21 protein-coding genes are annotated in these 24,455 nt (G+C 74.1%); 16 read left to right on the plus strand and 5 right to left on the minus strand.

The window, feature by feature from the left end; translation table 11 throughout:
• Positions 1-50 precede the first annotated feature (50 nt).
• The 3 genes from IG86_RS0115180 (at position 51) to argF (ending at position 2,982) form a co-directional block, all read left to right on the plus strand.
• Positions 51-563 (plus strand): hypothetical protein, encoded by a 513-nt coding sequence (locus IG86_RS0115180; RefSeq protein ID WP_030897205.1) that lies wholly within the window; start codon positions 51-53, stop codon positions 561-563.
• Positions 564-609: 46 nt separating this feature from the next.
• Positions 610-1,836, plus strand: coding sequence for an arginine deiminase (locus tag IG86_RS0115185; protein ID WP_030824092.1), 1,227 nt, complete (start codon positions 610-612; stop codon positions 1,834-1,836).
• A gap of 126 nt (positions 1,837-1,962) precedes the next feature.
• The gene (gene argF / locus IG86_RS0115190; protein WP_030824095.1) at positions 1,963-2,982 is read left to right on the plus strand and encodes an ornithine carbamoyltransferase; all 1,020 of its coding nucleotides are present in this window, start codon (positions 1,963-1,965) and stop codon (positions 2,980-2,982) included.
• A gap of 55 nt (positions 2,983-3,037) precedes the next feature.
• Here argF and IG86_RS0115195 read toward each other — a convergent pair whose 3' ends face one another.
• The gene (locus IG86_RS0115195; protein WP_030824097.1) at positions 3,038-3,466 is read right to left on the minus strand and encodes an ATP-binding protein; all 429 of its coding nucleotides are present in this window, start codon (positions 3,464-3,466) and stop codon (positions 3,038-3,040) included.
• 291 nt (positions 3,467-3,757) lie between these two features.
• Here IG86_RS0115195 and IG86_RS0115200 point away from each other — a divergent pair, with 291 nt between their 5' ends.
• Positions 3,758-4,585 (plus strand): enoyl-CoA hydratase family protein, encoded by an 828-nt coding sequence (locus tag IG86_RS0115200; RefSeq protein WP_030026980.1) that lies wholly within the window; start codon positions 3,758-3,760, stop codon positions 4,583-4,585.
• Between the two features lie 4 nt (positions 4,586-4,589).
• On the plus strand, positions 4,590-6,845 hold the full coding sequence (locus IG86_RS0115205) for a bifunctional salicylyl-CoA 5-hydroxylase/oxidoreductase (RefSeq protein ID WP_030897207.1): 2,256 nt from the start codon (positions 4,590-4,592) through the stop codon (positions 6,843-6,845).
• Between the two features lie 20 nt (positions 6,846-6,865).
• Here the strand turns inward: IG86_RS0115205 and IG86_RS0115210 are convergent, their stop codons facing one another.
• The 3 genes from IG86_RS0115210 to IG86_RS0115220 are packed head-to-tail and all read right to left on the minus strand — an operon-like array spanning position 6,866 to position 10,220.
• Entirely contained in the window at positions 6,866-7,705 is an 840-nt protein-coding gene (locus tag IG86_RS0115210) for a GNAT family N-acetyltransferase (RefSeq protein WP_030824103.1), read from the minus strand.
• A 42-nt stretch (positions 7,706-7,747) separates the two neighbouring features.
• The gene (locus tag IG86_RS0115215; protein ID WP_030824106.1) at positions 7,748-8,557 is read right to left on the minus strand and encodes a PaaX family transcriptional regulator; all 810 of its coding nucleotides are present in this window, start codon (positions 8,555-8,557) and stop codon (positions 7,748-7,750) included.
• A gap of 4 nt (positions 8,558-8,561) precedes the next feature.
• Positions 8,562-10,220: an AMP-binding protein gene (locus IG86_RS0115220; RefSeq protein WP_030897209.1), complete on the minus strand. Its 1,659-nt coding sequence runs from the start codon at positions 10,218-10,220 to the stop codon at positions 8,562-8,564.
• A gap of 148 nt (positions 10,221-10,368) precedes the next feature.
• Between IG86_RS0115220 and IG86_RS0115225 the strand changes: the two genes are divergently transcribed.
• Together IG86_RS0115225 and IG86_RS0115230 are read left to right on the plus strand one after the other, a co-directional pair.
• Entirely contained in the window at positions 10,369-11,520 is a 1,152-nt protein-coding gene (locus tag IG86_RS0115225) for an acyl-CoA dehydrogenase family protein (protein ID WP_030897211.1), read from the plus strand.
• Positions 11,517-11,915: a RidA family protein gene (locus IG86_RS0115230; RefSeq protein ID WP_030897213.1), complete on the plus strand. Its 399-nt coding sequence runs from the start codon at positions 11,517-11,519 to the stop codon at positions 11,913-11,915. The genes IG86_RS0115225 and IG86_RS0115230 overlap by 4 nt, the downstream gene beginning before the upstream one ends.
• A 683-nt stretch (positions 11,916-12,598) precedes the next feature.
• On the opposite strand, the gene IG86_RS0115235 is transcribed toward IG86_RS0115230, so the two are convergent.
• Positions 12,599-13,978 carry an aminopeptidase P family protein gene (locus IG86_RS0115235; protein ID WP_030897216.1) on the minus strand — a complete coding sequence of 460 codons (1,380 nt, stop codon included), beginning with the start codon at positions 13,976-13,978 and terminating at the stop codon, positions 12,599-12,601.
• A gap of 174 nt (positions 13,979-14,152) precedes the next feature.
• Between IG86_RS0115235 and IG86_RS0115240 the strand changes: the two genes are divergently transcribed.
• From IG86_RS0115240 to IG86_RS0115280, 9 genes are all read left to right on the plus strand, one after another.
• Positions 14,153-16,537 (plus strand): collagenase, encoded by a 2,385-nt coding sequence (locus IG86_RS0115240; RefSeq protein ID WP_030897218.1) that lies wholly within the window; start codon positions 14,153-14,155, stop codon positions 16,535-16,537.
• Between the two features lie 81 nt (positions 16,538-16,618).
• Positions 16,619-17,794 carry an NAD(P)/FAD-dependent oxidoreductase gene (locus IG86_RS0115245; RefSeq protein ID WP_037848521.1) on the plus strand — a complete coding sequence of 392 codons (1,176 nt, stop codon included), beginning with the start codon at positions 16,619-16,621 and terminating at the stop codon, positions 17,792-17,794.
• A complete protein-coding gene (locus IG86_RS0115250; protein WP_078848132.1) occupies positions 17,794-18,105 on the plus strand; it encodes a (2Fe-2S)-binding protein in 312 nt (103 codons plus the stop codon). Before IG86_RS0115245 ends, IG86_RS0115250 begins: the two co-directional genes overlap by 1 nt.
• A gap of 121 nt (positions 18,106-18,226) precedes the next feature.
• Positions 18,227-19,675, plus strand: coding sequence for an FAD-dependent oxidoreductase (locus IG86_RS0115255; RefSeq protein WP_037942524.1), 1,449 nt, complete (start codon positions 18,227-18,229; stop codon positions 19,673-19,675).
• Between the two features lie 75 nt (positions 19,676-19,750).
• Positions 19,751-20,665 (plus strand): dihydrodipicolinate synthase family protein, encoded by a 915-nt coding sequence (locus IG86_RS0115260; RefSeq protein WP_030824137.1) that lies wholly within the window; start codon positions 19,751-19,753, stop codon positions 20,663-20,665.
• A gap of 20 nt (positions 20,666-20,685) precedes the next feature.
• Positions 20,686-21,690 carry a proline racemase family protein gene (locus IG86_RS0115265; protein ID WP_030897222.1) on the plus strand — a complete coding sequence of 335 codons (1,005 nt, stop codon included), beginning with the start codon at positions 20,686-20,688 and terminating at the stop codon, positions 21,688-21,690.
• Positions 21,687-22,706: a proline racemase family protein gene (locus IG86_RS0115270; protein WP_030824143.1), complete on the plus strand. Its 1,020-nt coding sequence runs from the start codon at positions 21,687-21,689 to the stop codon at positions 22,704-22,706. Before IG86_RS0115265 ends, IG86_RS0115270 begins: the two co-directional genes overlap by 4 nt.
• A gap of 29 nt (positions 22,707-22,735) precedes the next feature.
• Positions 22,736-23,641: an ornithine cyclodeaminase family protein gene (locus tag IG86_RS0115275; RefSeq protein ID WP_030897224.1), complete on the plus strand. Its 906-nt coding sequence runs from the start codon at positions 22,736-22,738 to the stop codon at positions 23,639-23,641.
• Positions 23,642-23,719: 78 nt separating this feature from the next.
• Positions 23,720-24,430 carry a GntR family transcriptional regulator gene (locus tag IG86_RS0115280; protein ID WP_030897226.1) on the plus strand — a complete coding sequence of 237 codons (711 nt, stop codon included), beginning with the start codon at positions 23,720-23,722 and terminating at the stop codon, positions 24,428-24,430.
• Positions 24,431-24,455: the final 25 nt, after the last annotated feature.

The following is a 24,455-nucleotide window of genomic DNA, read 5'->3' on the forward strand; positions in this document are numbered from 1 at the left end:
CATCCAGGGCAGCGGAATGACCGCCACCCTGGAAGGACGGAACATCACCTATGAAGATGACCGCGCGCGGAAGCATTGCGGCGCTCCTGACCTGTATGGCCGCGGCCGGTGTGGCCACCCCGGCCGTCGCCGACGGGGTACCGGTCGGTGTCCCGCTCGAGGGTGTGGAGACCACGACGGGCCTGGACGTGCCGCGGATCGCCACCGCGGTGCCGCTGCCGGTCGTCGGAGCGCCCGAGGCTCCCCGCATGCACAAGGGGGAGATGCTCCCCTCGCCCCTGCTGCCGGCGGTCCCGATCGCCACCGAGCTCGGCGAGACCCTGGTCACCTCCCCGCTGCCGAACCTGGCGGGCCGTCCGGAGACGGACGGCGAGGGTTCCCTGGAGTCGCCCGCCACCACCGTCCGCACCCGTACCCCGGGCGCGGTCGTCGGTGCCCCGCTCACGATGCCGGACGGGTCCAACTTCGGGCTGCCGAACCTGACCACGCCCAAGCTGGGTCTCCTCGCCCCCGAGGTCACGGGAGCGCCGGAGGCACTTCTCGGTGTCGCCCTGCCCCGCTGAGCCGACGCCACCTCAAAAGGCCGCCCGGTCTGGGAACGTGTACGGCATGGGATTCCATGTCGACTCCGAGACCGGGCGGCTTCGCCGCGTCATCCTCCACCGGCCCGACCTGGAGCTGAAGCGGCTCACACCCGGCAACAAGGACGCGCTCCTCTTCGACGACGTGCTGTGGGTGCGCAGGGCCCGCCAGGAGCACGACGGCTTCGCGGACGTGCTGCGGGACCGGGGAGTGGAGGTCCACCTCTTCGGGGACCTGCTGTGCGAGGTCCTGGACGTCCCGGAGGCCAGGCGCCTGGTGCTGGACCGGGTGTTCGACGAGAAGGAGTACGGGCCGCTCGCCACCGACCACCTGCGGTCGGTCTTCGACGGGCTGGCATCGGCGGACCTGGCGGAGGCGCTGGTCGGCGGGATGACCAAGCGGGAGTTCCTGGAACGGCACGCCGAGCCGGTGTCCGTGCGCTTCCACGCCCTGGACCTGGACGACTTCCTGCTGGGGCCGCTGCCCAACCACCTCTTCACCCGCGACACCTCCGCCTGGATCTACGACGGGGTGTCCATCAACGCGATGCGCTGGCCCGCCCGGCAGCGCGAGACCGTCCACTTCGAGGCGATCTACCGCCACCACCCGCTCTTCACCACCTCCGGCGCCTTCCACTACTGGTCGCAGGGGCAGGCGGACTACCCCTCGACGATCGAGGGCGGGGACGTCCTGGTCATCGGCAACGGCGCGGTGCTGATCGGGATGAGCGAGCGGACCACGCCGCAGGCGGTGGAGATGCTGGCGCGGGGCCTGTTCGCCGCCGGTTCGGCGACCTCCATCGTGGCCCTCGACATGCCGAAGCGGCGGGCCTTCATGCACCTGGACACGGTGATGACGATGGTCGACGGAGATACGTTCACTCAGTACGCGGGGCTCGGCATGCTCCCCTCCTACACGATCGAGCCGGGCGACGGGGGCAGCGAGCTGAAGGTGACCGACCACCCGGCGGAGCACATGCACCGGGCCATCGCGGCGGCGCTCTCGCTCGACTCGATCCGGGTGCTGACCGCAACCCAGGACGTGCACTCGGCACAGCGCGAACAGTGGGACGACGGGTGCAACGTGCTCGCCGTCGAGCCGGGCGTGGTGGTCGCCTACGAACGGAACGTGACCACCAACACGCACCTGCGCAAGCAGGGCATCGAGGTGATCGAGATCCCGGGCAGCGAGCTGGGGCGGGGCCGGGGCGGGCCGCGCTGCATGAGCTGCCCGGTGGAGCGGGACCCCGTCTGAGCAGGCACGTACGGGGGCCGGATTGGGGAAGGTCACACCCGCGGGACACCCACAGGTCTGTATATCAATACAGTGCGTCGTATAGACTTCCAGCATCCCCTGTCACCGTGACGCTGGAGCGACCCCATGGCCCCCGACCTCAAAGGCCGCAGTTTTCTCAAGGAGCTCGACTTCTCGGCCGCCGAGTTCCGCGGCCTGGTCGAACTCGCCGCCGACCTGAAGGCGGCCAAGAAGGCCGGGGTCGAGCAGCGCCTGCTGCGGGGCCGGAACATCGCGCTGATCTTCGAGAAGACCTCGACGCGCACCCGCTGCGCCTTCGAGGTCGCCGCCGCGGACCAGGGCGCCCACACCGTCTACCTCGACCCGGCCGGCTCCCAGATGGGGCACAAGGAGTCGGTCCGGGACACCGCCCGGGTGCTGGGCCGGATGTTCGACGGGATCGAGTACCGGGGTGACAGCCAGGAGGCCGTCGAGGAACTCGCCGCGCACTCCGGCGTCCCCGTCTTCAACGGCCTGACCGACGACTGGCACCCCACCCAGATGCTGGCCGACGTCCTGACGATGACCGAGCACAGCCCCAAGCCGCTGCACCGGATCTCCTTCGCCTACCTCGGCGACGCCCGCTTCAACATGGGCAACTCCTACCTCGTGACCGGCGCGCTGCTGGGCATGGACGTACGGATCGTCGCGCCCAGGAGCTACTGGCCCGCGGAGCACGTGGTGGCCGAGGCGCGCAGGCTCGCTGCGGACAGCGGGGCGCGGATCACCCTGACCGAGGAGGTCGGCGAGGGGGTCGCCCAGGCCGACTTCGTGGTGACCGACGTCTGGGTGTCCATGGGCGAGCCCAAGGAGGTCTGGGACGAGCGGATCGCGGCCCTGGCGCCGTACGCCGTCACCATGGACGTGCTGCGGGCCACCGGGAACCCGGACGTGAAGTTCATGCACTGCCTGCCGGCCTTCCACGACCTGGGCACCAAGGTGGCCCGGGAGATCCACGAGCGGCACGGGCTCGATTCGCTGGAGGTGACGGACGAGGTGTTCGAGTCGGAGCACTCCGTCGTCTTCGACGAGGCCGAGAACCGGCTGCACACCATCAAGGCCGTACTCGTCGCCACCCTCGGCCGCCCCGGCCCGGGTGACGCATAGTCATACGAGGGCGGTCGGCGCGCCCGGCGCGCTCACGCCTCGGCCCCCGGCGCGCTCACGCCTGGGCCGGGTGGAAACGCCGCGAGGGCAGGGTGAACCAGACCGCCTTGCCGTGCGGGGTGCGGCGGTGTCCGCAGGCGGCACTCAGGGTCCGGATCAGCAGCAGCCCGCGGCCGTGCTCCTGCCAGGGGTCGGGACGGGCGTGGTCGGGCCAGGAGGACAGCTCTCCGGGCGGCCCCGGGTCGCCGTCGTGCACCTCGACCTGGCAGCCGTTCGCCAGGAGCTCCACGACCAGCTCGATCGGGCCGCGGGCCGGGGTGTGCTCCACGGCGTTGGCGACCAGTTCCGCGGTCAGCAGCTCGGCCGTGTCGCCGTCGGCGGGCGCGTCGGAGTCCGCCAGCGCCGTACGGACGAGGGCGCGGGCGAGGGGTACTGCGGCCGCCGAGTGGGGCAGGGTGATCCGCCAGGCGGGGTTGTCGGGCACTGCGGAATCTTCCTCTCCGTGATGGGCCGCATCGCTTCGGGGAGCCGGGCCCGGGACTCGCACGAGGGGTCCCTGCCGGCCGGCTCGCGCCGGGGTGCGTGGGGAACTACCACTTTCAACGATACGGAGAGCGAAATGGATCCCGTAGGGCACCCCGCAGTCGGCGCAGGGGACCGAGGCCCCGCGGAGACCGGGGCGTTCGGCAGGTGCGGGCGGCGGCCCGCGGCGGGGCGTCCCCCATTTGTAGCGTTTCTCTGACGGTAGTCACGATCTGGTGATAACGTCGATCGTGTGAGCCCCTTCACCGGTTCCACACCAGCGACCGAACGGTGGCACCACCTCCGCCTCACCCGGCAGGACGGCGTCGCCACCGTCACCTTCGACCGCCCCGAGAAGATCAACGCGCTCACCTTCGGCGCCTACGCCGACCTGCGCGATCTGCTCGCCGAACTGTCCCGCGAGCGCTCCGTGCGCGCCCTCGTACTGGGCGGCGAGGGCCGCGGCTTCTGCTCCGGCGGAGACGTCGACGAGATCATCGGCGCCACCCTCGCCATGGACACCGCCCAGCTCCTCGACTTCAACCGGATGACCGGCCAGGTGGTCCGCGCGATCCGCGAATGCCCCTTCCCGGTGATCGCCGCCGTGCACGGCGTCGCCGCCGGCGCCGGCGCCGTCCTCGCGCTCGCCGCCGACTTCCGGATCGCCGACCCCACCGCCCGCTTCGCCTTCCTCTTCACCCGCGTCGGCCTCTCCGGCGGCGACATGGGCGCCGCCTACCTGCTGCCCCGCGTCGTCGGCCTCGGCCACGCCACCCGCCTGCTGATGCTCGGCGAGCCCGTCCACGCCGCCGAGGCCGAGCGGATCGGCCTGCTCAGCGAGCTCACCGACGAGGGCAAGGCCCACGTACGGGCCGCCGAACTCGCCGCCCGCCTCGCCGCCGGCCCCTCCCTCGCCCACGCGCAGACCAAGGCGCTGCTCACCGCCGAACTCGACATGCCGCTGGCCGCGTCGGTCGAACTCGACGCCGCCACCCAGGCCCTGCTCATGAACGGCCAGGACTACGCGGAGTTCCACGCGGCCTTCACCGGGAAACGGCCGCCGGAGTGGAAGGGCAGGTAACGCCATGCCGCACGGCAGCGCATTGCGGGTCGCCGTCGTCGGCGGCGGACCGGGAGGACTGTACGCCGCCGCGCTGCTGGCCCGCCGGGGCCACACCGTGGAGGTGTGGGAACGCAACGCCCCGGACGACACCTTCGGCTTCGGCGTCGTGCTCTCCGACGAGACGCTCGGCGGCGTCGAACGCGCCGACACCGTCGTCCACGCCGCCCTGAGCAGGGAATTCGTACGCTGGGACGACGTCGACGTGGTGCACCGCGGACGGTTGCTGACCTCCGGCGGCCACGGTTTCGCCGCCATCGGACGGCGCCGGCTGCTGGAGATCCTGCACGAGCGCTGCGCCGGACTCGGCGTCCGGCTCCGCTTCCGCGCCGAAGCCCCGGACGTGGCCCGGCTGCGCGCCACCCACGACCTGGTCGTCGCGGCGGACGGCGTGCACAGCGCGATCCGCGAGGCGGACGCCGCCCACTACAAGCCGACGCTGACCGCCGGCCGCTGCCGCTACATCTGGCTCGCCGCCGACTTCGCCTTCGAAGCCTTCCGCTTCGAGATCGCGGAGACCGAGCACGGGGTCATGCAGCTGCACGCCTACCCGTACGCCGCGGACGCCTCCACCGTCATCGTCGAGATGCGGGAGGAGGTCTGGCGGGCGGCGGGCCTCGACCTCTGCGACGAGGACGAGTCGGCGGCCCGCTGCGCCAAGATCTTCAGCGAGGCGTTGCGCGGACGCCCCCTGCACGGCAACCGCTCCGCCTGGACGCAGTTCCGCACCGTCGTCAACGAGCGCTGGTCCCACGGCAACGTGACGCTCGTCGGCGACGCCGCGCACACCGCCCACTTCTCCATCGGCTCCGGCACCAAACTCGCCGTGGAGGACGCGCTCGCCCTCGCCGAAGCCGTCGACGCGGCCGAAGGGGACGTACCGGCCGCCCTCGCCGCGTACGAGACGGCCCGCCGCCCGGCGGTCGCCAGCACCCAGCGGGCCGCGGCCGCCAGCAGCCGCTGGTTCGAGGAACTCGCCGGCTACGTCGACCAGCCCGCCCGCCAGTTCGCCTTCAACCTCCTCACCCGCAGCCGCCGCGTCACGCACGACAACCTGCGGCTGCGCGACGAGCGCTTCACCCGCGCCGTCGAACGGGACTTCGGCTGCCCCGACGAGACCACCCCGCCCATGTTCACCCCGCTCACCCTGCGCGGCCTGACCCTGCGCAACCGGGTCGTCGTCTCCCCGATGGACATGTACTCGGCCGAGGAGGGCGTGCCCGGCGACTTCCACCTCGTCCACCTCGGCGCGCGGGCCCTCGGCGGGGCCGGCCTGGTGATGACCGAGATGGTCTGCGTCAGCGAAGAGGGCCGCGTCACGCCCGGCTGCGCCGGCCTCTACACCCAGGAGCAGGCCGCCGCCTGGCAGCGGATCACCGACTTCGTCCACACCTCGGCGCCCGGCGCCGCACTCGGCGTCCAGCTCGGCCACGCGGGCCGCAAGGGCTCCACCCGGGTGATGTGGGAGGGCATGGACGACCCCCTCCCGCACGGCAACTGGCCGCTGGTGGCCGCCTCGGCCCTGCCCTACCGGCCGGGCGTCTCCGCGTCCCCCCGCGCCCTTCAACCGGCGGACCTGGCCGCACTGCGCTCCGACTTCGCGGCGGCCGCCGTCCGCGCCGCGGACTGCGGCTTCGACCTGCTCGAACTGCACTGCGCCCACGGCTACCTGCTCTCCGGCTTCCTCTCGCCGCTGACCAACCGGCGCGACGACGCCTACGGAGGCTCCCTGGAGAACCGCCTGCGCTTCCCGCTGGAGGTCTTCGACGCCGTCCGCGCGGTCTGGCCCGCGGACCGGCCCATGACCGTGCGCCTGTCGGCCACCGACTGGGCACCGGGCGGCACCTCACCGGAGGAGGCCGTGCGGATCGCCGCCGCGTTCGCCGCCCACGGCGCCGACGCCATCGACGTCTCCACCGGCCAGGTCGTCGCGGACGAGGCACCCGAGTACGGGCGCTCGTACCAGACCCCGTACGCCGACCGGATCCGCAACGCGCTCGGCGTCCCCGTCATCGCCGTCGGGGCCATCTCCTCCTGGGACGACGTCAACTCCCTGCTGCTGGCGGGCCGCGCCGACCTGTGCGCCCTCGGCCGCCCCCACCTCTACGACCCCCACTGGACCCTGCACGCGGCCGCCGACCAGTCCTACGAAGGCCCGGCCGCCCCCTGGCCGAAGCCGTACCGCGCGGGCAGCCGCAAACCCCCCACCGGCCGGGGCTGACGGTCCGGCCGTGCGCCTGGTCAGGCCGGGACGATCCGAGCCCGGTCCTCCACCGGCCGGTAGCCCAGCCGCAGGTAGACGCCATTGCTCGTCGGGTTGGCCAGATCGGTGAAGAGGACGACCTCCGAGGCGCCCGCCGCGTACGCCGCCTCGCTCACCGCGTGCGTGACCCCGGCGGCGTACCCGCGGCCCCGGAACCCGGGCGGGGTGTAGACGGGCCCGACGCGCGAGGCGGACCCGATCGGACGGGAGAAGGCGGCCAGCGAGACGGGGACGCCGCCGTCCTCCCACAGCAGGAAGCCCCCGTACGAAAGCCGGTCGCGCACCTGAGCCCCGGTGGGACCGGCCGGGATCTCCACCTCCGCGTGGAACGCCTCCAGCCACCGGGTCAGCAGCGGCAGGTCGGCCTCGGTGGCGACCCGCACCCGGCCGGCGGGGGAGGGCTGCGGGGCGACCAGTGCGGCCAGCCGGTACAGCCGGTGCTCCTCGGCCACGACCGTGGGCCGGCCCCAGGCCAGGGCCAGCGCCTCCGCGTCCCGGCGGCGGGCGTTGACCGCCCCGAGACCGGCCAGCAGCGGCTCGGTGGTGAGCACGTCGGCCAGCGCACGGACCGCCTCCTGCGGCAACGCGCCGAGCTGCAGCGGGTGCGGCGGAGTGCACACCAGCGCGCCGTCGACGGCGCCGTCGGGACCGGTCCACCAGCCGAAGACGGGGGCCTCGGGACCGAAGGTGTGGAGTCCGCGCCGCTCCAGCGCGTCGGCCACGCTCAGCAGCAGGGTGTTGGGCACGGGCCGCGCGGCCACGGCCGGGCCCGCCGCGGCCCGGTAGGCGGCCAGGTCGGAAGTGAAGGTCCAGGTCATGGCTCATCCTGCCGCGGCGGCGTCACCACCCGCACCGTCTTTTCAGGCGGCCTGCAGTTCCACGTACTCCGCCCCGATGTCCCGCAGGCGGGCGTGGAATTCGGCGAAGACGGCCGCCGACCGGTCGCCCGGCCAGCCCGCCGGGAGCAGCTCGCGCGGCAGGCCCGGATCGGCGTACGGCAGGCGGCGCCAGCTGTCCAGCGCGAGGAGGTAGCCGCGGTAGGCCTCCTCCGGGGTCGGCGGGGGGCCGGACTGGAGGGCGCGCAGGGCCGGTTCGTGCAGGTCGAGGAACTCCTCGTGCTGTTTGGCCAGCGCCGCCAGGTCCCACCAGCGGGCCACCGCCTCGGCGGCCGGGGCGAAGCCCAGGTGATCGCCGCGGAACAGCTCCACATACGGCGTCAGGTGCAGCCGCTCCAGCGTGTGCGCGGTCTCCTCCGCCAGCCGGGCCGGCGCGATCCACACGCCCGGCGCCACCGCGCCGAAGCCGAGCCCGGCCAGCCGGGAACGCAGCAGGTGCCGTTTGCTCCGCTCCTGCTCCGGCACGGAGAACACCGCCACCAGCCATTCGTCCGACGGCTGCGGGCCGCCGTAGATCCGGCGGTCGCCGTCGTCCAGCAGCCGGCGCGCCTCGCCGGACAGCTCGTACGCCGCCGCGCCGTCCGCCGTGCGCGCGGGCAGCAGGAAGCCGCGCCGCTTCAGCCGGGACACCGACGAGCGGACCGACGGGGCGTCCACGCCGGCCGTGCCCAGCAGGCGGACCAGCGCGGACACCGGGACCGGGCCCTCGAAGGCCCGCCCGTAGGCTCCGTAGAACGTGACGATCAGAGATCGCGGAGTGTGCTGCTCGACCACGGCTTCACTCTAGGGCGTCTCGCCGGCCGGGCACGGTTCCTTGATCGCGCAACCGGAAGCGCTGGAGCTTGCCCGTGGCGGTCCGGGGGAGCGTGGGGAGGAAGACGAAGGAGCGCGGGCACTTGTGCGGGGCCAGTTCCGCCCGCATGAAGGTGCGCAGGGCGTCCTCCGTCAGCACCACGCCCTCACGGACGACGGTGTACGCCACGACGACCTGCCCGCGTCGCTCGTCCGGGCGGCCCACGACCGCGGCCTCCACCACGTCGGGGTGGCGCAGCAGGGCCTCCTCCACCTCAGGGCCCGCGATGTTGTAGCCAGCCGAGACGATCATGTCGTCGGCGCGCGCGACGTAGCGGAAGTAGCCCTCGGCGTCGCGCACGTAGGTGTCGCCGGTCAGGTTCCAGCCGCCCTGTACGTACTCCGCCTGCCGGGGATCGGCCAGATAGCGGCAGCCCACCGGGCCGCGCACGGCCAGCAGCCCCGGCTCGCCGTCCGCCACCGGCCGTCCGGCCCGGTCCACGACGCGGGCCTCCCAGCCGGGCACCACCCGGCCGGTCGTGCCGGGCCGGATGTCCTCGTCGGCGGCGGAGATGAAGATGTGCAGCAGTTCGGTCGCCCCGATGCCGTTGACGATGCGCAGACCGGTCCGTTCGTACCAGGCCCGCCAGGTGGCGGCGGGCAGGTTCTCCCCGGCCGAGACGCAGCGGCGCAGCGCCGACAGGTCGTACATGCCCACGTCGTACGGCCCGAGGGCGTCCAGCATCGTCCGGTAGGCGGTCGGCGCGGTGAACAGCACCGTCACCCGGTGCTCGGCGAGCGCGGGCAGCAGCCGGCGCGGCACCGCGTCCTCCAGCAGCAGCGCGCACGCGCCGGCGCGCAGCGGGAAGACGACGAGCCCGCCGAGGCCGAAGGTGAAGCCGAGCGGCGGGCTGCCCGCGAACACGTCGTCGGGGCGGGGCCGCAGCACGTGGCGGGAGAAGGTGTCGGCGACGGCGAGCAGGTCGCGGTGGAAGTGCATGCAGCCCTTGGGCCGCCCGGTGGTCCCTGAGGTGAAGGCGATCAGGGCGACGTCGTCCGCGGAGGTCGGGACGGCGGGGAAGGGCGCGTCGTGGCGCTCGGCCAGTCTCAGCAGGTCGTCCGGGGCGCCGCCCCCGTAGGCGGTGATCCGCAGCCCCGGCACCTCGGCCTTCACCAGGTCGTCCAGCACGTCCGCATGGCACAGGGCGTGCCGGACCTGGGCCATCGCGCACACCGTCGCCAGCTCCTGCGCGCGCTGATGGGGCAGTACGGTGACGGCGACCGCGCCCGCCTTCATGACCGCGAGCCAGCACGCGGCGAGCCAGGGGCCGGTGGGCCCGCGCAGGAGCACCCGGTTGCCGGGTACGACGCCGAGGTCGGCCGTGAGGACGTGGGCGAGGCGGTCCACGCGGTCGCGCAGCCCGCCGTACGTCCACACCTCGCCGGCGCCGTCGCGGAGGGCCGGGCGGTCGGCGCCACCGTGCCCGAACCTGGCGATGGTGGCGTCGAGCAGCTCGGCACCGCAGTTCAGCCGGTCCGGATAGGCCAGTTCGGGCAGATCGAAGAGGAGCTCCGGCCAGGCGTCCGCGGGTGGCAGATGGTCGCGGGCGAAGGTGTCGGCGTGAGCGGAAGGCTTGAGGTCCAAGGCGGGTTCGCCCCCCTTGCAGCGGTCCGGAGTGGGGTGGGGCCGGCCGTGCGGTCGTTTCTCCCGGCGACCGCCGGGAGGTACACCTTGGAGCGTATCGTGATGGTGACGGCAGTCAACAGGACGCGATAGATGCGGGGATGTTCGGATGACCGGATTCGCGCTCGGGGTGGACCAGGAGGAGTGGTGCGGGCGGTTGCGCGCACTGTCGGCCGAACGGCTGAGGCCGCTCGCGGAGAAGGGAGAACCGGGCAGGGTCAACCGGCCGCTGCTGGCGGCGTTGGGTGAGCTGGGCCTGCTGGAGCGGGTGTTCGCCTCGGGTGCGCTGGAACTCTGCCTGCTGCGGGAGTCCCTGGCCTACGGCTGCACGGAGGCCGAGACCGCGCTGGCCCTGCAGGGCCTGGGGGCGTACCCGGTCCTGCGGGCCGGGAGCGAGGCGCAGCGGGAGCGGTGGCTGCCGCAGGTCCGGTCGGGGCGGGCCGTGGCCGCGTTCGCGCTGAGCGAGCCGGGGGCGGGCTCGGACGCGGCGGCGCTGGCGCTGGCCGCGGTCCCGGACACGGCCGCCGGGGACGGCGGCAGGAGTGGCGGTTGGCGGCTCAGCGGCGAGAAGTGCTGGATCTCCAACGCGCCCGAAGCGGATTTCTACACCGTGTTCGCCCGTACGGGTGAAGGGCCGGGGGCGAAGGGGGTGTCGGCCTTCCTCGTCCCCGCGGACCGCGAGGGCCTCAGCGGCGAGCCGCTGGACATGCTGTCCCCGCACCCCATCGGATCGCTCCGGTTCGACGGGGTCCCGGTCGGCCCGGAGGACCTGCTCGGCGAGCCCGGACGGGGCTTCCGCGTCGCCATGGACACCCTGAACCTCTTCCGGCCCAGCGTCGGCGCGTTCGCGGTGGGCATGGCCCGGGCCGCGCTGGACGCGACGCTCGCCCACACGGCCGGGCGGACCGCGTTCGGCGGAACGCTGAGCGACCTCCAGGCTGTGGCGCACCGAGTGGCCGAGATGGCCACGCGTACGGAGGCGGCCCGGCTGCTGGTGTACGCGGCGGCGGGGGCGTACGACCGGGGCGCGGCGGACGTGCCGGGGCGGGCGGCGATGGCGAAGCTGCTGGCCACGGAGACGGCCCAGTACGTGGTGGACCACGCGGTCCAGCTGCACGGGGCGGTCGCCCTGCGGCGGGGGCACCTGCTGGAACACCTCTACCGGGAGGTGCGGGCACCGCGGATCTACGAGGGGGCGAGCGAAGTGCAGCGCACGATCATCGCGAAGGAGCTGTACGGGGCGTTGGGGGCCGGGCGGTGAGCCTTGAGCGGATCAACCCGGCGGAGTTGTCGCCGGCGACGGGTTTCTCGCACGCGGTGGTGGCGACCGGCTCGCGGCTGGTGTTCCTGGCGGGCCAGACCGCGCTGGACGGCGCCGGCAAGGTCGTGGGGGAGACCCTGCCGGAGCAGTTCGAGACGGCCCTGGCCAACCTCCTGTCGGCCCTGGCCGCGGCGGGCGGTGCCCCGGCGGACCTGGCCCGGGTGACGGTGTACGCGGTCGACGTGGCCGCGTACCGGGTGCACGCGGGCGAACTGGGCCGGATCTGGCGGAGGCTGGCGGGGCGGGACTATCCGGCGATGGCGGTCGTGGGCGCGGTCCGCCTCTGGGACGAGGCGGCGCTGGTCGAACTGGACGGGGTGGCGGTCCTCCCCTAGCGTCTCGGCTCCGGCCGGCGCTGCTGGGGCTCTGCCCCAGGCCCCGCGCCTCAATCGCCGGCGGGGCTCGGTGGTGTGGGGCGGGGCCCCGCCGGAGTGTCTCCTCGGCTCGCGCGGTACCGCATTTCACGGCCGTACCCGGCGGTGCGCGCTCGTCCTGCGGGGACACTCCGCCGTGCCCCCACCCCACGGCAGGGCTCCGACAGTGCCCCGAAGCCCGCCCGACGCGTAGGAGCGGGGAGGGGTGTCCCCGCAGGACGAGCGCGCGACCACCGAGCACAACCGAGACGGCTAGTCACGCGCGAGCCGAGGAGATACCCCTCGGCGGCCCCGCGACCGGCCCGCACCGCGCCCGGATCCCGCCCCGCGCCGTGGGCCACGGACCGCCCGTATCGCCCCCGGAACCGGGCCCGACGCGTGGGGAGTGGGGACGGGGAGGGGTGTCCCCGCAGGACGAGCGCGCAACCACCGAGCACTGCCGCGACAGCTCGCGCGCGCCGAGCCGAGGAGATACCCCTCGGCGGCCCCGCGACCGGCCCGCGCCGCGCCCGGATCCCGCCCCGCGGAGCGGTCCGCATGATGATCGGGACCCGTCCCGCCCCGCCGAGGGAACGACCCGCGCCGCGCCCGGACCCCGCCCGCGGAGCGGTCCGCAGGATCGGGGACTGTCCCGCCCCGCCGGTTTAGGCGAGGCCGCCTTCCAGGAGCACTCCCATCCATTCCTCGATGCCGGCGACCGTGCGCGGCAGCGCGCCCGACATCAGGCGGGCGCCGTTCGCCGTGATCACCAGGTCGTCCTCGATGCGGACGCCGATGCCGCGCAGTTCGGCCGGCAGGGTCTCGTCGTCGGGCTGGAGGTACAGGCCCGGCTCCACCGTCAGGACCTGTCCCTCCTCCAGGACCCCGTCCAGGTAGGTCTCGGCCCGTGCCTTGGCGCAGTCGTGCACGTCGAGCCCCAGCATGTGCCCGCTGCTGCACAGCGTGTACCGCCGGTGCAGGTCGCCCTCCGCGTCCTTCAGGACGCCCCAGTCGGCCAGCCCCTCCGCGATCACCCGCATCCCGGCCCGGTGGAAGTCGCCGAAGCTCGCCCCCGGCCGCAGCGCAGCGATGCCCGCTTCCTGTGCCGCGAGGACCAGTTCGTAGACCTGCCGCTGGACGGGTGAGAAGCGGCCCGACAGCGGGAGGGTGCGGGTGATGTCCGCGGTGTAGAGGGTGTCCGTCTCCACCCCCGCGTCCAGGAGGAGCAGCTCCTGTCCGTTCAGCCGGCCGTCGTTGCGGATCCAGTGCAGGGTGCACGCGTGGGCGCCCGACGCGGCGATCGTCTCGTAGCCGGTGCCGTTGCCCTCGACCCGGGCGCGCAGGCCGAACACCCCCTCGATCCAGCGCTCCCCGCGCGGGTGCGCCAGCGCGCGCGGCAGCGCCCGTACGACGTCCTCGAAGCCCGCCGTCGTGTGGTCGACGGCCAGCTGGAGCTGCTCGACCTCCCAGGCGTCCTTCACCAGGCGCAACTCCGACAGCGCGGCGGCGAGTTCCGCGTCGGAGGCGGCGTGGCGGCCCTCAGGCGAGCCGAGGGCGTCCAGGTGCGCGCAGCGGATGCCGGTCAGGCGCTCCGCCTCCGCCAGGTCCGGGCGGCGGCCCACCCAGAACTCCCCGTACCGGCGGTCCCGGTAGAACTCCCCGTCCCCGTCCGCCCGCGGCGAGCGGGGCCGCAGGTGGAGCACCGCCTCGTGCGCGTGCGGGCCCGACGGCTCCATGACCAGGACGTGGCCCGCCTGGTCCTCGCCGGTGAGGCCGGTCAGCCAGGCGTAGGCGCTGTGCGGGCGGAAGCGGTGGTCGCAGTCGTTGGAGCGGACCTTCAGCTCGCCGGCCGGGACGATCAGCCGTTCGCCCGGGAAGCGGGCCGAGAGCCGCGCCCGGCGGGCGGGTGTGACGTCGTACGCCGGGACCCGGGCGGAGTCGGGAAGAGGGGAGGCGGCCCAGTCGCCCGCCATGAACCGGGACAACTCCGGTGACACCGGACGGTCGTGACTGCCCGTGTTGAGGCGGGCGGGGGAGTCGGTCACGGGGGCTCCTTCACGAAAGACGCGAACTGGTGGGCGCACAGGTCTTGTCAGTGCAATTTCACATTACTATGTTACAGCTCACACCGCGGCACGTTAATCCCCGTCAAACGCCGCGTGACGCAGGGCAGTTCACGCACCACCCCCCACCTCACCCTCTCCGAACAGGAGTTCTCGGTGCTCAAGCACAGAGCTGTGCGCTCTTCCCTCCTCGCCTCCGCCGTAGCCGTGACGCTCGTCGCCACCGCGGGGCAGGGCACCACGCAGGCCGCCGAGTCCGCGGCCCCGGCCGCCTTCCCCGGCGCCCCGGCCGCCGCCCCCGCCACCGCGGCCCACGGCCCCACGGGGAACCCCTTCGACGAGGTCGACCGCTTCGCGGAGGCCAAGAACAACGCCCCCGCCCCCGCCCCGGCCCCGGGCGGGCTGGACATCTCCGGCCAGGTTCCCGGCGCGGCCCCCGCCAGCGCGCCCGCCCAGGAGCTGGAGAAGCGGGGCGCGGCCGCCAAGTCGGCCCCCACCGCGAAGAGCGTCGCCGCAGGCGTCCCCTGCACCCTCGACGGGATCACCAACCTCACGCCCGAGCAGTTCGCCGACTTCCTCGCCGACCAGGCCGTGCTCGCGGACGGCTGTCTGCGCGGCCTCATCTGGACCTGGGACGCCCGCCTGGCCCCGGTGATGTCGGACGCGCACGTCCAGGCCGTGTCCCGCCGGATATCCGCGCTGGCCGCCGCCCACGACGGCCGCAACTCCTCACACCTGGAGGAGATGTTCACGTACCTGCACGCCGTCGCCTACCACGACTTCTCGCGCGACGAGATCGACGTCACCGACGCTCCGACCGTCGCCGCGATGCGCAAGGCCATCGACGACTTCGCGGGCGCCGCGCGGACCTTCGACGTCACCCCCACCAACGCCCGCACCCTGCGCGAGGCCCTCTACTCCGCCGGCCCCGGCCTGCGCCAGCACCAGCTGGGTCTGGTGAAGAAGGTCCTGGCCACCATGGACCCGGCCCACCCGGCCACCCACCTCGACCCCGGCTGGGCGGGCGCCGTGCTCGCCGCGCTCTCCACCAACTACCTGGGCGTCTACCCGGGCAACCAGGACGCCGCCTTCCACGCCGCCGTGGCCGCCGACCCCGCCTACCGCGCCGCTTTCAAGGCCTTCGCCGGATACACGCACCTCAAGGGCACGGCCAACGCCTGGGTGGTGCGCGACGCGCTCAGCGAGTACGCCCGCTTCGGCCAGGTCGACGGCCTGCGCGACCAGGTCGTCGCCGACCTCGGCGCGATGCTCGGGCCCCTGAAGGCCGGCTTCGGCGACGGCAGTGAGCCGTGGGCCAAGGCCGTCTCCTGGCTCAACTTCTACGAGGCGTGCAAGCCGTACGGGGTGTGCAAGGAGGACATCGAGAAGCAGCTCTTCCCCTACACCTACACCTACGACAACGGCGCCATCAAGGTCCGCACCGCCCTGGACCGGGCCACCGTCGACCAGCTCTACTACGCGAGCAAGCAGGTCAAGGCGCAGTACCACCGCGTCCTCGGCACCGACCAGCCGCTCGCCGGCGACCCCAACGCGACGCTGAACATCGTGCTGTACGCCTCCCGCGCCGACTACGTCAACTACCACCCGATCCTGACCGGCTACGACACCAACAACGGCGGCATCTACATCGAGAACGGCGCCACCTTCTACACCTACCAGCGCCGCGTACCGCAGGACTCCTCCCTCACGCTGGAGGAGCTCTTCCGCCACGAATACACGCACTACCTCAACGGCCGCTTCGCCGTCCCCGGCTTCTTCGGCCAGGGCCCCTGGTACGAGAGCGACCGCACGACGGCCATGGACGAGGGCACGGCCGAGTTCTTCGACGGCGCGACCCGCGACAACGGCATAGCCGTCCGCAAGTCCCTCGTGAAGAGCATCATCAGCGACACGGCCGGCGGCGGCCCGCGCATGACCGTCGAGCAGCTGTTGAACGCCACCTACGACGGCGACGGCTTCCGCTTCTACAGCTACGCCGGCACGTTCTTCGAGTTCCTGTGGACCGAGAAGCCCTCGCTGCTGCGCGAGATGTACACGCACCTGCGGAACAACGACGTGGCGGCGTACGACGCCTGGCGCCACCGGATGGGGGCGGACACCTACCTCCAGCGCGACTACGACCGATTCCTGACCGCGCAGATCGCCAAGGTCGACCAGCTCTTCGTGCCGAACACCACCTTCACCCCCAACGAGCGGCTGCGCGACTCGGCGCTGGCCTCCGTGAAGTCGGCGTTCGCCACGGCCACCTACAACACCCCGGACTGCGTGGAGAACGGCGACCCCGGCAAGCGCCGCTTCACCTGTACGGGCCGCATCACCGCGAACCTGAAGAACTGGCGCAGCGACGACCAGAACTTCAAGGACATGTCGGAGACGGTCGACTACTTCCTCCTCGACCGCGCGGGCGCCGCCTCCAACAACCTCGCCGACATGAACTGCTCCTTCGGCGCGCCGGAGATCTGGAGCAACAAGGTCGCCGCGACCTCCAGTTACAGCTGTGAGGGACCGCTGCGCAGCTGACGGGCTCCGGACCGGCCCCGCGCTTGAGGAGGGCGCGGGGCCGGTCTGGGCAGGCACTAAAGAATGTGACATATTACTGTCGTGCTCAAGAGACACTCCCTGGACGCCGTGATCATCGGCGCCGGCGTCGTCGGAGCGGCCTGCGCCTACTACGCGGCCCGCGCCGGACTCTCCGTGGCCGTGGTCGACAGCGGACCCGTCGCGGGCGGCACCACCGGTGCCGGCGAAGGCAATCTGCTCGTCTCCGACAAGGAGGCGGGCCCGGAGCTCGACCTCGCCCTGCTCTCCTCCCGGCTCTGGACCGAACTCGCCGCGGTCCTCCCGCGGGAGGTCGAGTACGAGCCCAAGGGCGGGCTCGTCGTCGCCCCGGACGAGGCCACGGTGAAGGCCCTCCGGAACTTCGCCGAGGGACAGCGCGCGGCCGGCGTCGACGCGGTCGAGGTCCCGGCAAACGCCCTGCACGACCTGGAGCCGCACCTGGCCCCGGGCCTCGCAGGAGGCTTCCACTACCCGCAGGACGCGCAGGTCCAGCCGGCGCAGGCGGCCGCCCGGCTGCTGGCCGCGTCCGGCGCCGAGGTGCACCTGGGGGAGGAGGTGACGCAGGTCCTGCTGGACCGGGGCGCCGTACGCGGGGTCCGCACCCCGCGCCGCGAACTCCTGGCCCCGGCCGTGGTGAACGCGGCCGGCACCTGGGGCGGGCACATCGCCGAGCTGGCCGGGACCTCCCTGCCCGTGCTCCCGCGCCGGGGCTTCGTCCTGGTGACCGAGCCGCTGCCGCGGGTGGTCCGGCACAAGGTCTACGCCGCCGACTACATCGCCGACGTCGCCAGCGGCTCCGCCGCCCTGCAGTCCTCGGCCGTGGTCGAGGGCACCCCTGCCGGGCCGGTCCTCATCGGCGCCACCCGCGAGCGGGTCGGCTTCGACCGGAGCCTGTCCACGCAGGCGCTGCGCCGGCTGGCCTCCCAGGCGGCGGCACTCTTCCCCGTACTGGCCGGCGTACGGGTCCTGCGCACCTACCACGGCTTCCGCCCCTACCTGCCCGACCACCTCCCCGCGATCGGCCCGGACCCCCGCCGCCCCGGGCTGCTGCACGCCTGCGGCCACGAGGGGGCGGGCATCGGCCTGGCCCCCGCCACGGGCCTGCTGATCGCCGCCGCCCTGACCGGAGCCGAACCCGCGCTCCCGGTCCACCCGTTCCGCCCGGACCGCTTCGGCAGCGGACCGGGCGCCGCCGACACCCCCGAGGAGCACCCCTGATGCGCAGCCCCCGCTCGCTGGTCGGCGGCAGCCCGGCGGCCGCGTACGCGATCACCTTCGACGGCCGTGAACTGCCCGCGCAGGAGGGCCAGAGCGTCGCGGCCGTGCTGTGGGGCGCCGGGATCCTGGCCTGGCGGACCACCCGCGAGGGCGGCGCCCCGCGCGGGGCGTTCTGCGGGATCGGCAGCTGCTACGACTGCCTCGTCACCGTCAACGGCCTGCCGAACCAGCGCGCCTGCCTGGTCCCCGCCCGCCCGGGCGACGCCGTCACCACCCAGGAGGGAACCGGCCGTGCCGACCTCACCGTCTGACCCCGCCGGCCCGCCCCGCTCCGCGGGCCGGCCCCGATCCCCGCAGCCGTCGGCGCCCACCGGCCCGGCGTCGTCCGGCCCGGCCGGGCCGGTCCGGTCCGGCGGCGCGGATCCGGTCGACCTGGCCGTCGTCGGGGCCGGTCCGGCCGGGCTGGCCGCCGCCGTCACGGCCGCGCGCCTCGGGCTGCGGGTCACGCTCCTCGACGCGGGCGACCGCCCCGGCGGGCAGTTCTACCGCCACCCCGCGCCCGGCCTGGGCGCGGCCCGCCCCGAGGCCCTGCACCACGGCTGGGCCGAGTTCGCGGCCCGCGAAGCCGCCCTGTGCGAGCATGCGGCGGCCGGCCGGATCACGTACCTGCCGCTCCACCACGTGTGGACGGTCGTCCCGGCCGAGGCGGCCGAGGCGGCCGAGGCGCGCCGCGGACAAGCCGCGCCCCCCACCGGGTGGACCCTGCACGCCGTCGCCGGCCACGCCCCCGATGAGCGGGCCGCGGCCGTCACCGCCCGCGCCGTGCTCGTCGCCACCGGCGCCTACGAGCGCCAACTGCCCTTCCCCGGCTGGACCCTGCCCGGAGTGGTCGGGGCCGGCGGCGCGCAGGCCATGCTCAAGGGCGGACTGGTACTGCCCGGCAAGCGCGTGGTGGTCGCCGGGAGCGGTCCGCTGCTGCTCGCGGTGGCCGGTTCCCTCGCCGCCGCCGGAGCCGCCGTGCCCGCCGTGGTGGAGGCCGCCGCCTACACCGCGTACGCCGGCCGGGTGCCGGCCCTGCTGCGCAACCCCGGCAAGCTCGTCGAGGCCGCCGGTTACGGCGGGGCGCTGGCCAGGCACCACGTCCGGCTGCTCACCCGGCACGCCGTCACCGAGGCCCACGGCACGGACCGGATCGAGGCCGTCACCGTGGCCCGGCTCGACCGCGACTGGCGACCGCTGCCCGGTACCGCCCGCCGGATCCCCTGCGACGCGCTCGCCGTCGGCCACGGGCTCGTGCCCCAGCTCGAACTCGCCACCGGACTCGGCTGCGCCACCCGGCCCGGCCCCGACGCCGCCGTCGCCCTGGAGGTGGACGCCCTGCAGCGCACCTCCGTCCCCGGCATCTGGTCCGCGGGGGAGACCGGCGGCATCGGCGGGGCCCAACTGGCCCTGACCGAGGGCGAACTGGCTGCGCACTCCGTCGCTGCGGCGCTGTCCCCGGAGCGGGCGGCAACGGACTCCGGCCGCCGCGTCGAGCGGCTCGCCCGCCGCCGGGCCCGGCTGCGCGCCTTCGCCGACGCGATGGCCGCCGCCCACCGCCCCGGCGACGGCTGGACCGGCTGGCTGCGGGACGACGCCGTCGTGTGCCGCTGCGAGGAGGTCCCGGCCGGCCGGATCCGCGAGGCGGCGCAGGACCTCGGGGCGCGGGACGCCCGTACGGTCAAGCTCCTCACCCGGGCCGGAATGGGCTGGTGCCAGGGCCGGATGTGCGGACCGGCGGTGGCGGCCCTCGCCGGGCAGGAGCCCGTGGCGGACCGGCGGCCCTTCTCCTGCCCGGTGCCGCTGAGCCACCTCGCCGAACTTCCCGCCACCGACCGCTGATCAGGGGGTGCCCGGCCCTTGTGGCCGCACCGCACCCACTAGTAAAATGTCACACACCACACTAGGGAGCCTCTCATGACCAACGCGCACACCCCCGCGCCCCGCACCCGTCCCTGGCACGGAATCATGGTCGCCACCGCGCTCCCCCTGCGCGAGGACCTCACCGTCGACCACGACGCCTACGCCGAGCACGTGGCTTGGCTGATCGAGAGCGGCTGCGACGGCGTGGTCCCCAACGGCTCCCTCGGGGAGTACCAGACCCTCACCGACGAGGAGCGGGCGCGCGTCGTCCGTACCGCCGTCGAGGCCGCCGGCGACGGCGCCCGCGTCATGCCCGGCGTCGCCGCCTACGGCAGCGCCGAGGCCCGCCGCTGGGCCGACCAGGCCGCCGAGGCCGGCGCCGGCTCCGTACTCCTGCTGCCGCCCAACGCCTTCCGCGCGGACGAGGAGACCGTACGGGCCCACTACGCCGAGGTGGCCCGCGCCGGGCTGCCCGTGGTCGCGTACAACAACCCCATCGACACCAAGGTGGACCTGGTCCCGTCCCTGCTCGCCCGGCTGCACGCCGACGGCTCCATCGTCGCCGTGAAGGAGTTCAGCGGGGACGTGCGCCGCGCCTACGAGATCGCCGAACTCGCGCCGGGCCTCGACCTGCTCATCGGTGCCGACGACGTCCTCCTCGAACTGGCCCTCGCGGGCGCCGTCGGCTGGATCGCCGGCTACCCCAACGCCCTGCCGCGCTCCTGCGCCACCCTCTACCGGGCCGCCGTCGCCGGTGACCTCGACACCGCCCTGCCGCTCTACAAGTCCCTGCACTCCCTGCTGCGCTGGGACTCCAAGACCGAGTTCGTCCAGGCCATCAAGCTCTCCATGGACCTGGCGGGCCGCCCCGGCGGCGCCACCCGCCCGCCGCGCTTCCCGCTCACCGGCGACATCGAGGCCGCCGTCCGCGCCGCCACCGAGAAGGCCCTGGCCGAGGGCCTCAACTAACCAGCTGGAGGGGACGCCTGATGCGCACGCGCCACGTCTACCACGCGGTGGACTCGCACACCGAGGGCATGCCGACCCGGGTCGTGACCGGGGGAGTCGGGGTGATCCCCGGCGCCACCATGGCCGAGAAGCGGCTCCACTTCATCGAGCACATGGACCACGTACGGACCCTGCTCATGTACGAGCCGCGCGGGCACTCCGCGATGAGCGGCGCCATCCTGCAGCCCCCGACCCGCCCCGACGCCGACTACGGCGTGCTCTACATCGAGGTGTCGGGCCTGCTGCCCATGTGCGGGCACGGCACCATCGGGGTGGCCACGGTCCTGGTCGAGACCGGCATGGTGCCCGTCGTCGAGCCGGTCACCACCGTCCGGCTCGACACCCCGGCCGGGCTGGTGAGCGTCGACGTGCGGGTGGAGGACGGGGCGGCCACCGCCGTCACCCTCACCAACGTCCCCTCCTTCAGCGTCGGCCTCGACCTCAAGGCCGACGTCCCCGGCCACGGCACGGTCACCTACGACCTCGCCTACGGCGGCAACTTCTACGCCTTCGTCGAACTCGACTCCCTCGGCCTGCCCTTCGACCGCGCCCGGGGGGACGACCTGCTCGCCGCCGGGCTCGCGGTGATGGACGCGATCAACGCCGGGCCGGACCGCCCCGTCCACCCCGAGAACCCCTCCATCGCCGGGGTCAAGCACGTCTACCTCGCCGCGCCCGGCTCCGACGCCCGCCGCTCCCGGCACGCGATGGCCATCCATCCCGGCTGGTTCGACCGCTCGCCCTGCGGCACGGGCACCAGTGCCCGGATGGCCCAGCTGCACGCCCGCGGCCTCCTTGGGCTCGGCGTCGACTTCGTCAACGAGTCCTTCATCGGCACCGAGTTCACCGGCCGGCTGGTCGCGCGGACCACCGTCGGCGGCCTGCCCGCCGTGGTCCCCACCGTCACCGGGCGGGCCTGGATCACCGGCACCGCCCAGTACTTCCTCGACCCGTCCGACCCCTTCCCCGGAGGCTTCCTCCTGTGACGACCGTCCGAACGGTGGACTACCACACCGCCGGCGAGCCCTTCCGGATCGTCGACACCGCCGGCGAGGGCATGCCGCCCGTGCCCGGGGACACCGTCGCCGAGCGCTGCGCCACCGCCATCGGTCCGGGCGGATCGGGGACCGCGCCGCGCCGTGGCGCGCTGGACGACGTACGGCGGCTGCTCGTGCAGGAGCCGCGCGGACACGCCGGGATGTACGGCGGGTTCGTGGTCCCGGCCGACGACGACGGCGCCCACTTCGGTGTGCTGTTCTGGCACAAGGACGGCTACTCCACGGCCTGCGGCCACGGCACCATGGCCCTCGGGGTCTGGGCCGTGGACAGCGGCCGGGTCGCCGCCCCCGACGACGGGGACGTCCCGGTGCGGATCGACGTACCGTCGGGGCGGGTCACCGCCACCGTCCACCGCGGCGGGGGCCGCACCACCGGGGTCACCTTCCGCAACGTGCCGGCCCGGGTGAGCGCCCGCAAGGTGCCCGTCGCGACCTCGCTCGGGCTGGCCGAGGCGGACATCGCCCACGCGGGCGCCTGCTACGCCTCCGTCCGCGCGCGCGACCTCGGCCTGGACGTCTCGCGGGCGGCGCTGCCCGCGCTGGTGCGTGCCGGGCAGGAGATCCGGGCCGCGCTCGCCGGTCATCCGGCCACCTGGGACCCGGGCGGCCCGCTGCTGTCCGGGGTCTACGGGGTGATCCTCCACGAGGAGCTGCCCGACACCCCGTTCGGGCCGCACCAGCGCAACGTCACCGTCTTCGCCGACGGGCAGGTCGACCGCTCTCCCTGCGGCTCCGGGACCTCGACGCGGCTCGCGCTGCTCGCCGAGGACGGCCGGCTGGGCCCGGGCGAGGACCTGCTGAACGAGTCCGTCACCGGCACCGTCTTCACCGGCCGGATGCTGGACGGCGGCGTCACCGAAGTCACCGGCACCGCCTACCGCACCGGCGAACACGCCTTCGCCGTGGACCCGTACGACGCCCTCGGCGCCGGGTTCCTGCTGTGACGGGGATACCCCAGCTCGGCGCCGCGGCCATGGCCGCGGCGCTCGGTCCGGCCGCGGCCGCCGACGCCCTGGCCGCCGCCCTGCGCGGCGGCCTCGACCCGGAGGGCTGCCCCCCGCGCTCCGCGATCGCCGTGCCCGGCGACGGCGAACTGCTGCTGATGCCGGCCGCGTCGGGCCCGTACGCCGGGGTGAAGATCGCCGGGGTCGCGCCCGGGAACCCGGCCCGCGGGCTGCCCCGCATCACCGGCTCGTACCTCCTGCTGGACGGGCCCACCCTGCGCCCGCTGGCCCTGCTCGACGGCGCGGCCCTGACCGCCCTGCGCACACCGGCGGTCTCCGCCCTCGCACTGCGGTACCTGGCGCCGGCCGGGCGGCCGCTGCGGCTGGTTCTCTTCGGCTCCGGACCGCAGGCGTACGGCCACCTGGAAGCGGCTCTGGCGGAGCGGGAGTTGGCCGAGGCCGTGGTGGTCGCCCGCAACCGGGAGGGTGCCGAACGCCTCGCCGCGCACGCCCGCACCCTGGGGACGGCCGCCCGGACCGGCGCCCCGCAGGACGTGGCCGACGCCGACCTGGTCGTCTGCTGCACCACGGCCCGCGAACCGCTCTTCGACGGGCGGCTGGTGCGGCCCGGCGCGGTGGTCGTGGCCGTCGGATCGCACGAGCCGACCGCCCGGGAGACCGACACCGCCCTCGTGCGACGCGCGGCGGTGTACGTGGAATCGCGGGCGGCGGCCCTGCGGGAGGCCGGTGACCTGCTCGTCCCGGAGGCGGAGGGGGCCATCGGGCCGGGCCACATCACGGCCACGCTCGCGGACCTGGTGGCCGGGCGGCTGCCGGCGGGAGGGGAGCGGGGTTGTCCACAGCTCTTCAAGAGCGTGGGCATGGCCTGGGAAGATCTTGCCGTGGCGGTCGCGCTGTACGAGGCCGACCGCTGAAGTGTGAGCAGCGCAACGTGACATTGTACGCTGTTGCTCTGCTCGTCGGCAGGTGAAAAGGGTCTCGGAGGAAACGCAATGGGTGACCTGAAGCAGCACAGTCTCATCAAGGCCCAGGAACGACTCCGCGACCAGGTTGGCCACGCCCTCCGAGCCGCTCTGATAGCGGGTGAGCTGCGCCCCGGCAGCGTCTACTCCGCCCCCGGCCTCGCGGCCGAACTCGGCGTGTCGGCCACCCCGGTGCGCGAGGCCATGCTCGACCTGGCGCGCGAGGGCCTGGTCGAGCCGGTCCGCAACAAGGGCTTCCGGATCACCGAGGTCAGCGAGCGCGACCTCGACCAGTACACCGAGCTGCGCACCATGATCGAGGTGCCCACCATCGGCCGGATCACGAAGACCGCCACGGCCGAGCAGCTGGAGGAACTGCGCCCCATCGCGCAGGAGATCGTCACCAGCGCCCGCGAGCACAACCTCATCGGCTACCTGGAGGCCGACCGCCGGTTCCACCTCACGCTGCTGGGCCTCTCGGGCAACGAACGGCTCGTGGAGACGGTCGGCGACCTCCGCAAGCGGTCCCGCCTGTACGGCCTGACGGGTCTGGACGAGGCGGGCAAGCTGGTCTCCTCCGCCGAGGAGCACCTGGAGCTGCTGGACCTGATGATCAGCGGCGACGCGAAGGCGGCGGAGGCCTGCATGCAGCGCCACCTCGGCCACGTCCGCTCCCTCTGGGCCCAGGGCCGCGACGAACCGGTCGGCCGCACCGCCGGGGGCCTGGGCGCGGTCCGCTAGGGGCTCCAGTTCCCCCGGCCGGCGC

The organism is Streptomyces virginiae (assembly GCF_000720455.1).
Taxonomy (GTDB): domain Bacteria; phylum Actinomycetota; class Actinomycetes; order Streptomycetales; family Streptomycetaceae; genus Streptomyces; species Streptomyces virginiae.

Coding starts and splice junctions, on each gene's coding strand:
- IG86_RS0115265 (WP_030897222.1), top strand. CDS start 20,686: ATGCGCACGCGCCACGTCTACCACGCGGTGGACTCGCACACCGAGGGC.
- IG86_RS0115260 (WP_030824137.1), top strand. CDS start 19,751: ATGACCAACGCGCACACCCCCGCGCCCCGCACCCGTCCCTGGCACGGA.
- argF (WP_030824095.1), top strand. CDS start 1,963: ATGGCCCCCGACCTCAAAGGCCGCAGTTTTCTCAAGGAGCTCGACTTC.
- IG86_RS0115185 (WP_030824092.1), top strand. CDS start 610: ATGGGATTCCATGTCGACTCCGAGACCGGGCGGCTTCGCCGCGTCATC.
- IG86_RS0115210 (WP_030824103.1), bottom strand. CDS start 7,705: ATGACCTGGACCTTCACTTCCGACCTGGCCGCCTACCGGGCCGCGGCG.
- IG86_RS0115180 (WP_030897205.1), top strand. CDS start 51: ATGAAGATGACCGCGCGCGGAAGCATTGCGGCGCTCCTGACCTGTATG.
- IG86_RS0115280 (WP_030897226.1), top strand. CDS start 23,720: ATGGGTGACCTGAAGCAGCACAGTCTCATCAAGGCCCAGGAACGACTC.
- IG86_RS0115205 (WP_030897207.1), top strand. CDS start 4,590: ATGCCGCACGGCAGCGCATTGCGGGTCGCCGTCGTCGGCGGCGGACCG.
- IG86_RS0115275 (WP_030897224.1), top strand. CDS start 22,736: ATGGCCGCGGCGCTCGGTCCGGCCGCGGCCGCCGACGCCCTGGCCGCC.
- IG86_RS0115225 (WP_030897211.1), top strand. CDS start 10,369: ATGACCGGATTCGCGCTCGGGGTGGACCAGGAGGAGTGGTGCGGGCGG.
- IG86_RS0115250 (WP_078848132.1), top strand. CDS start 17,794: ATGCGCAGCCCCCGCTCGCTGGTCGGCGGCAGCCCGGCGGCCGCGTAC.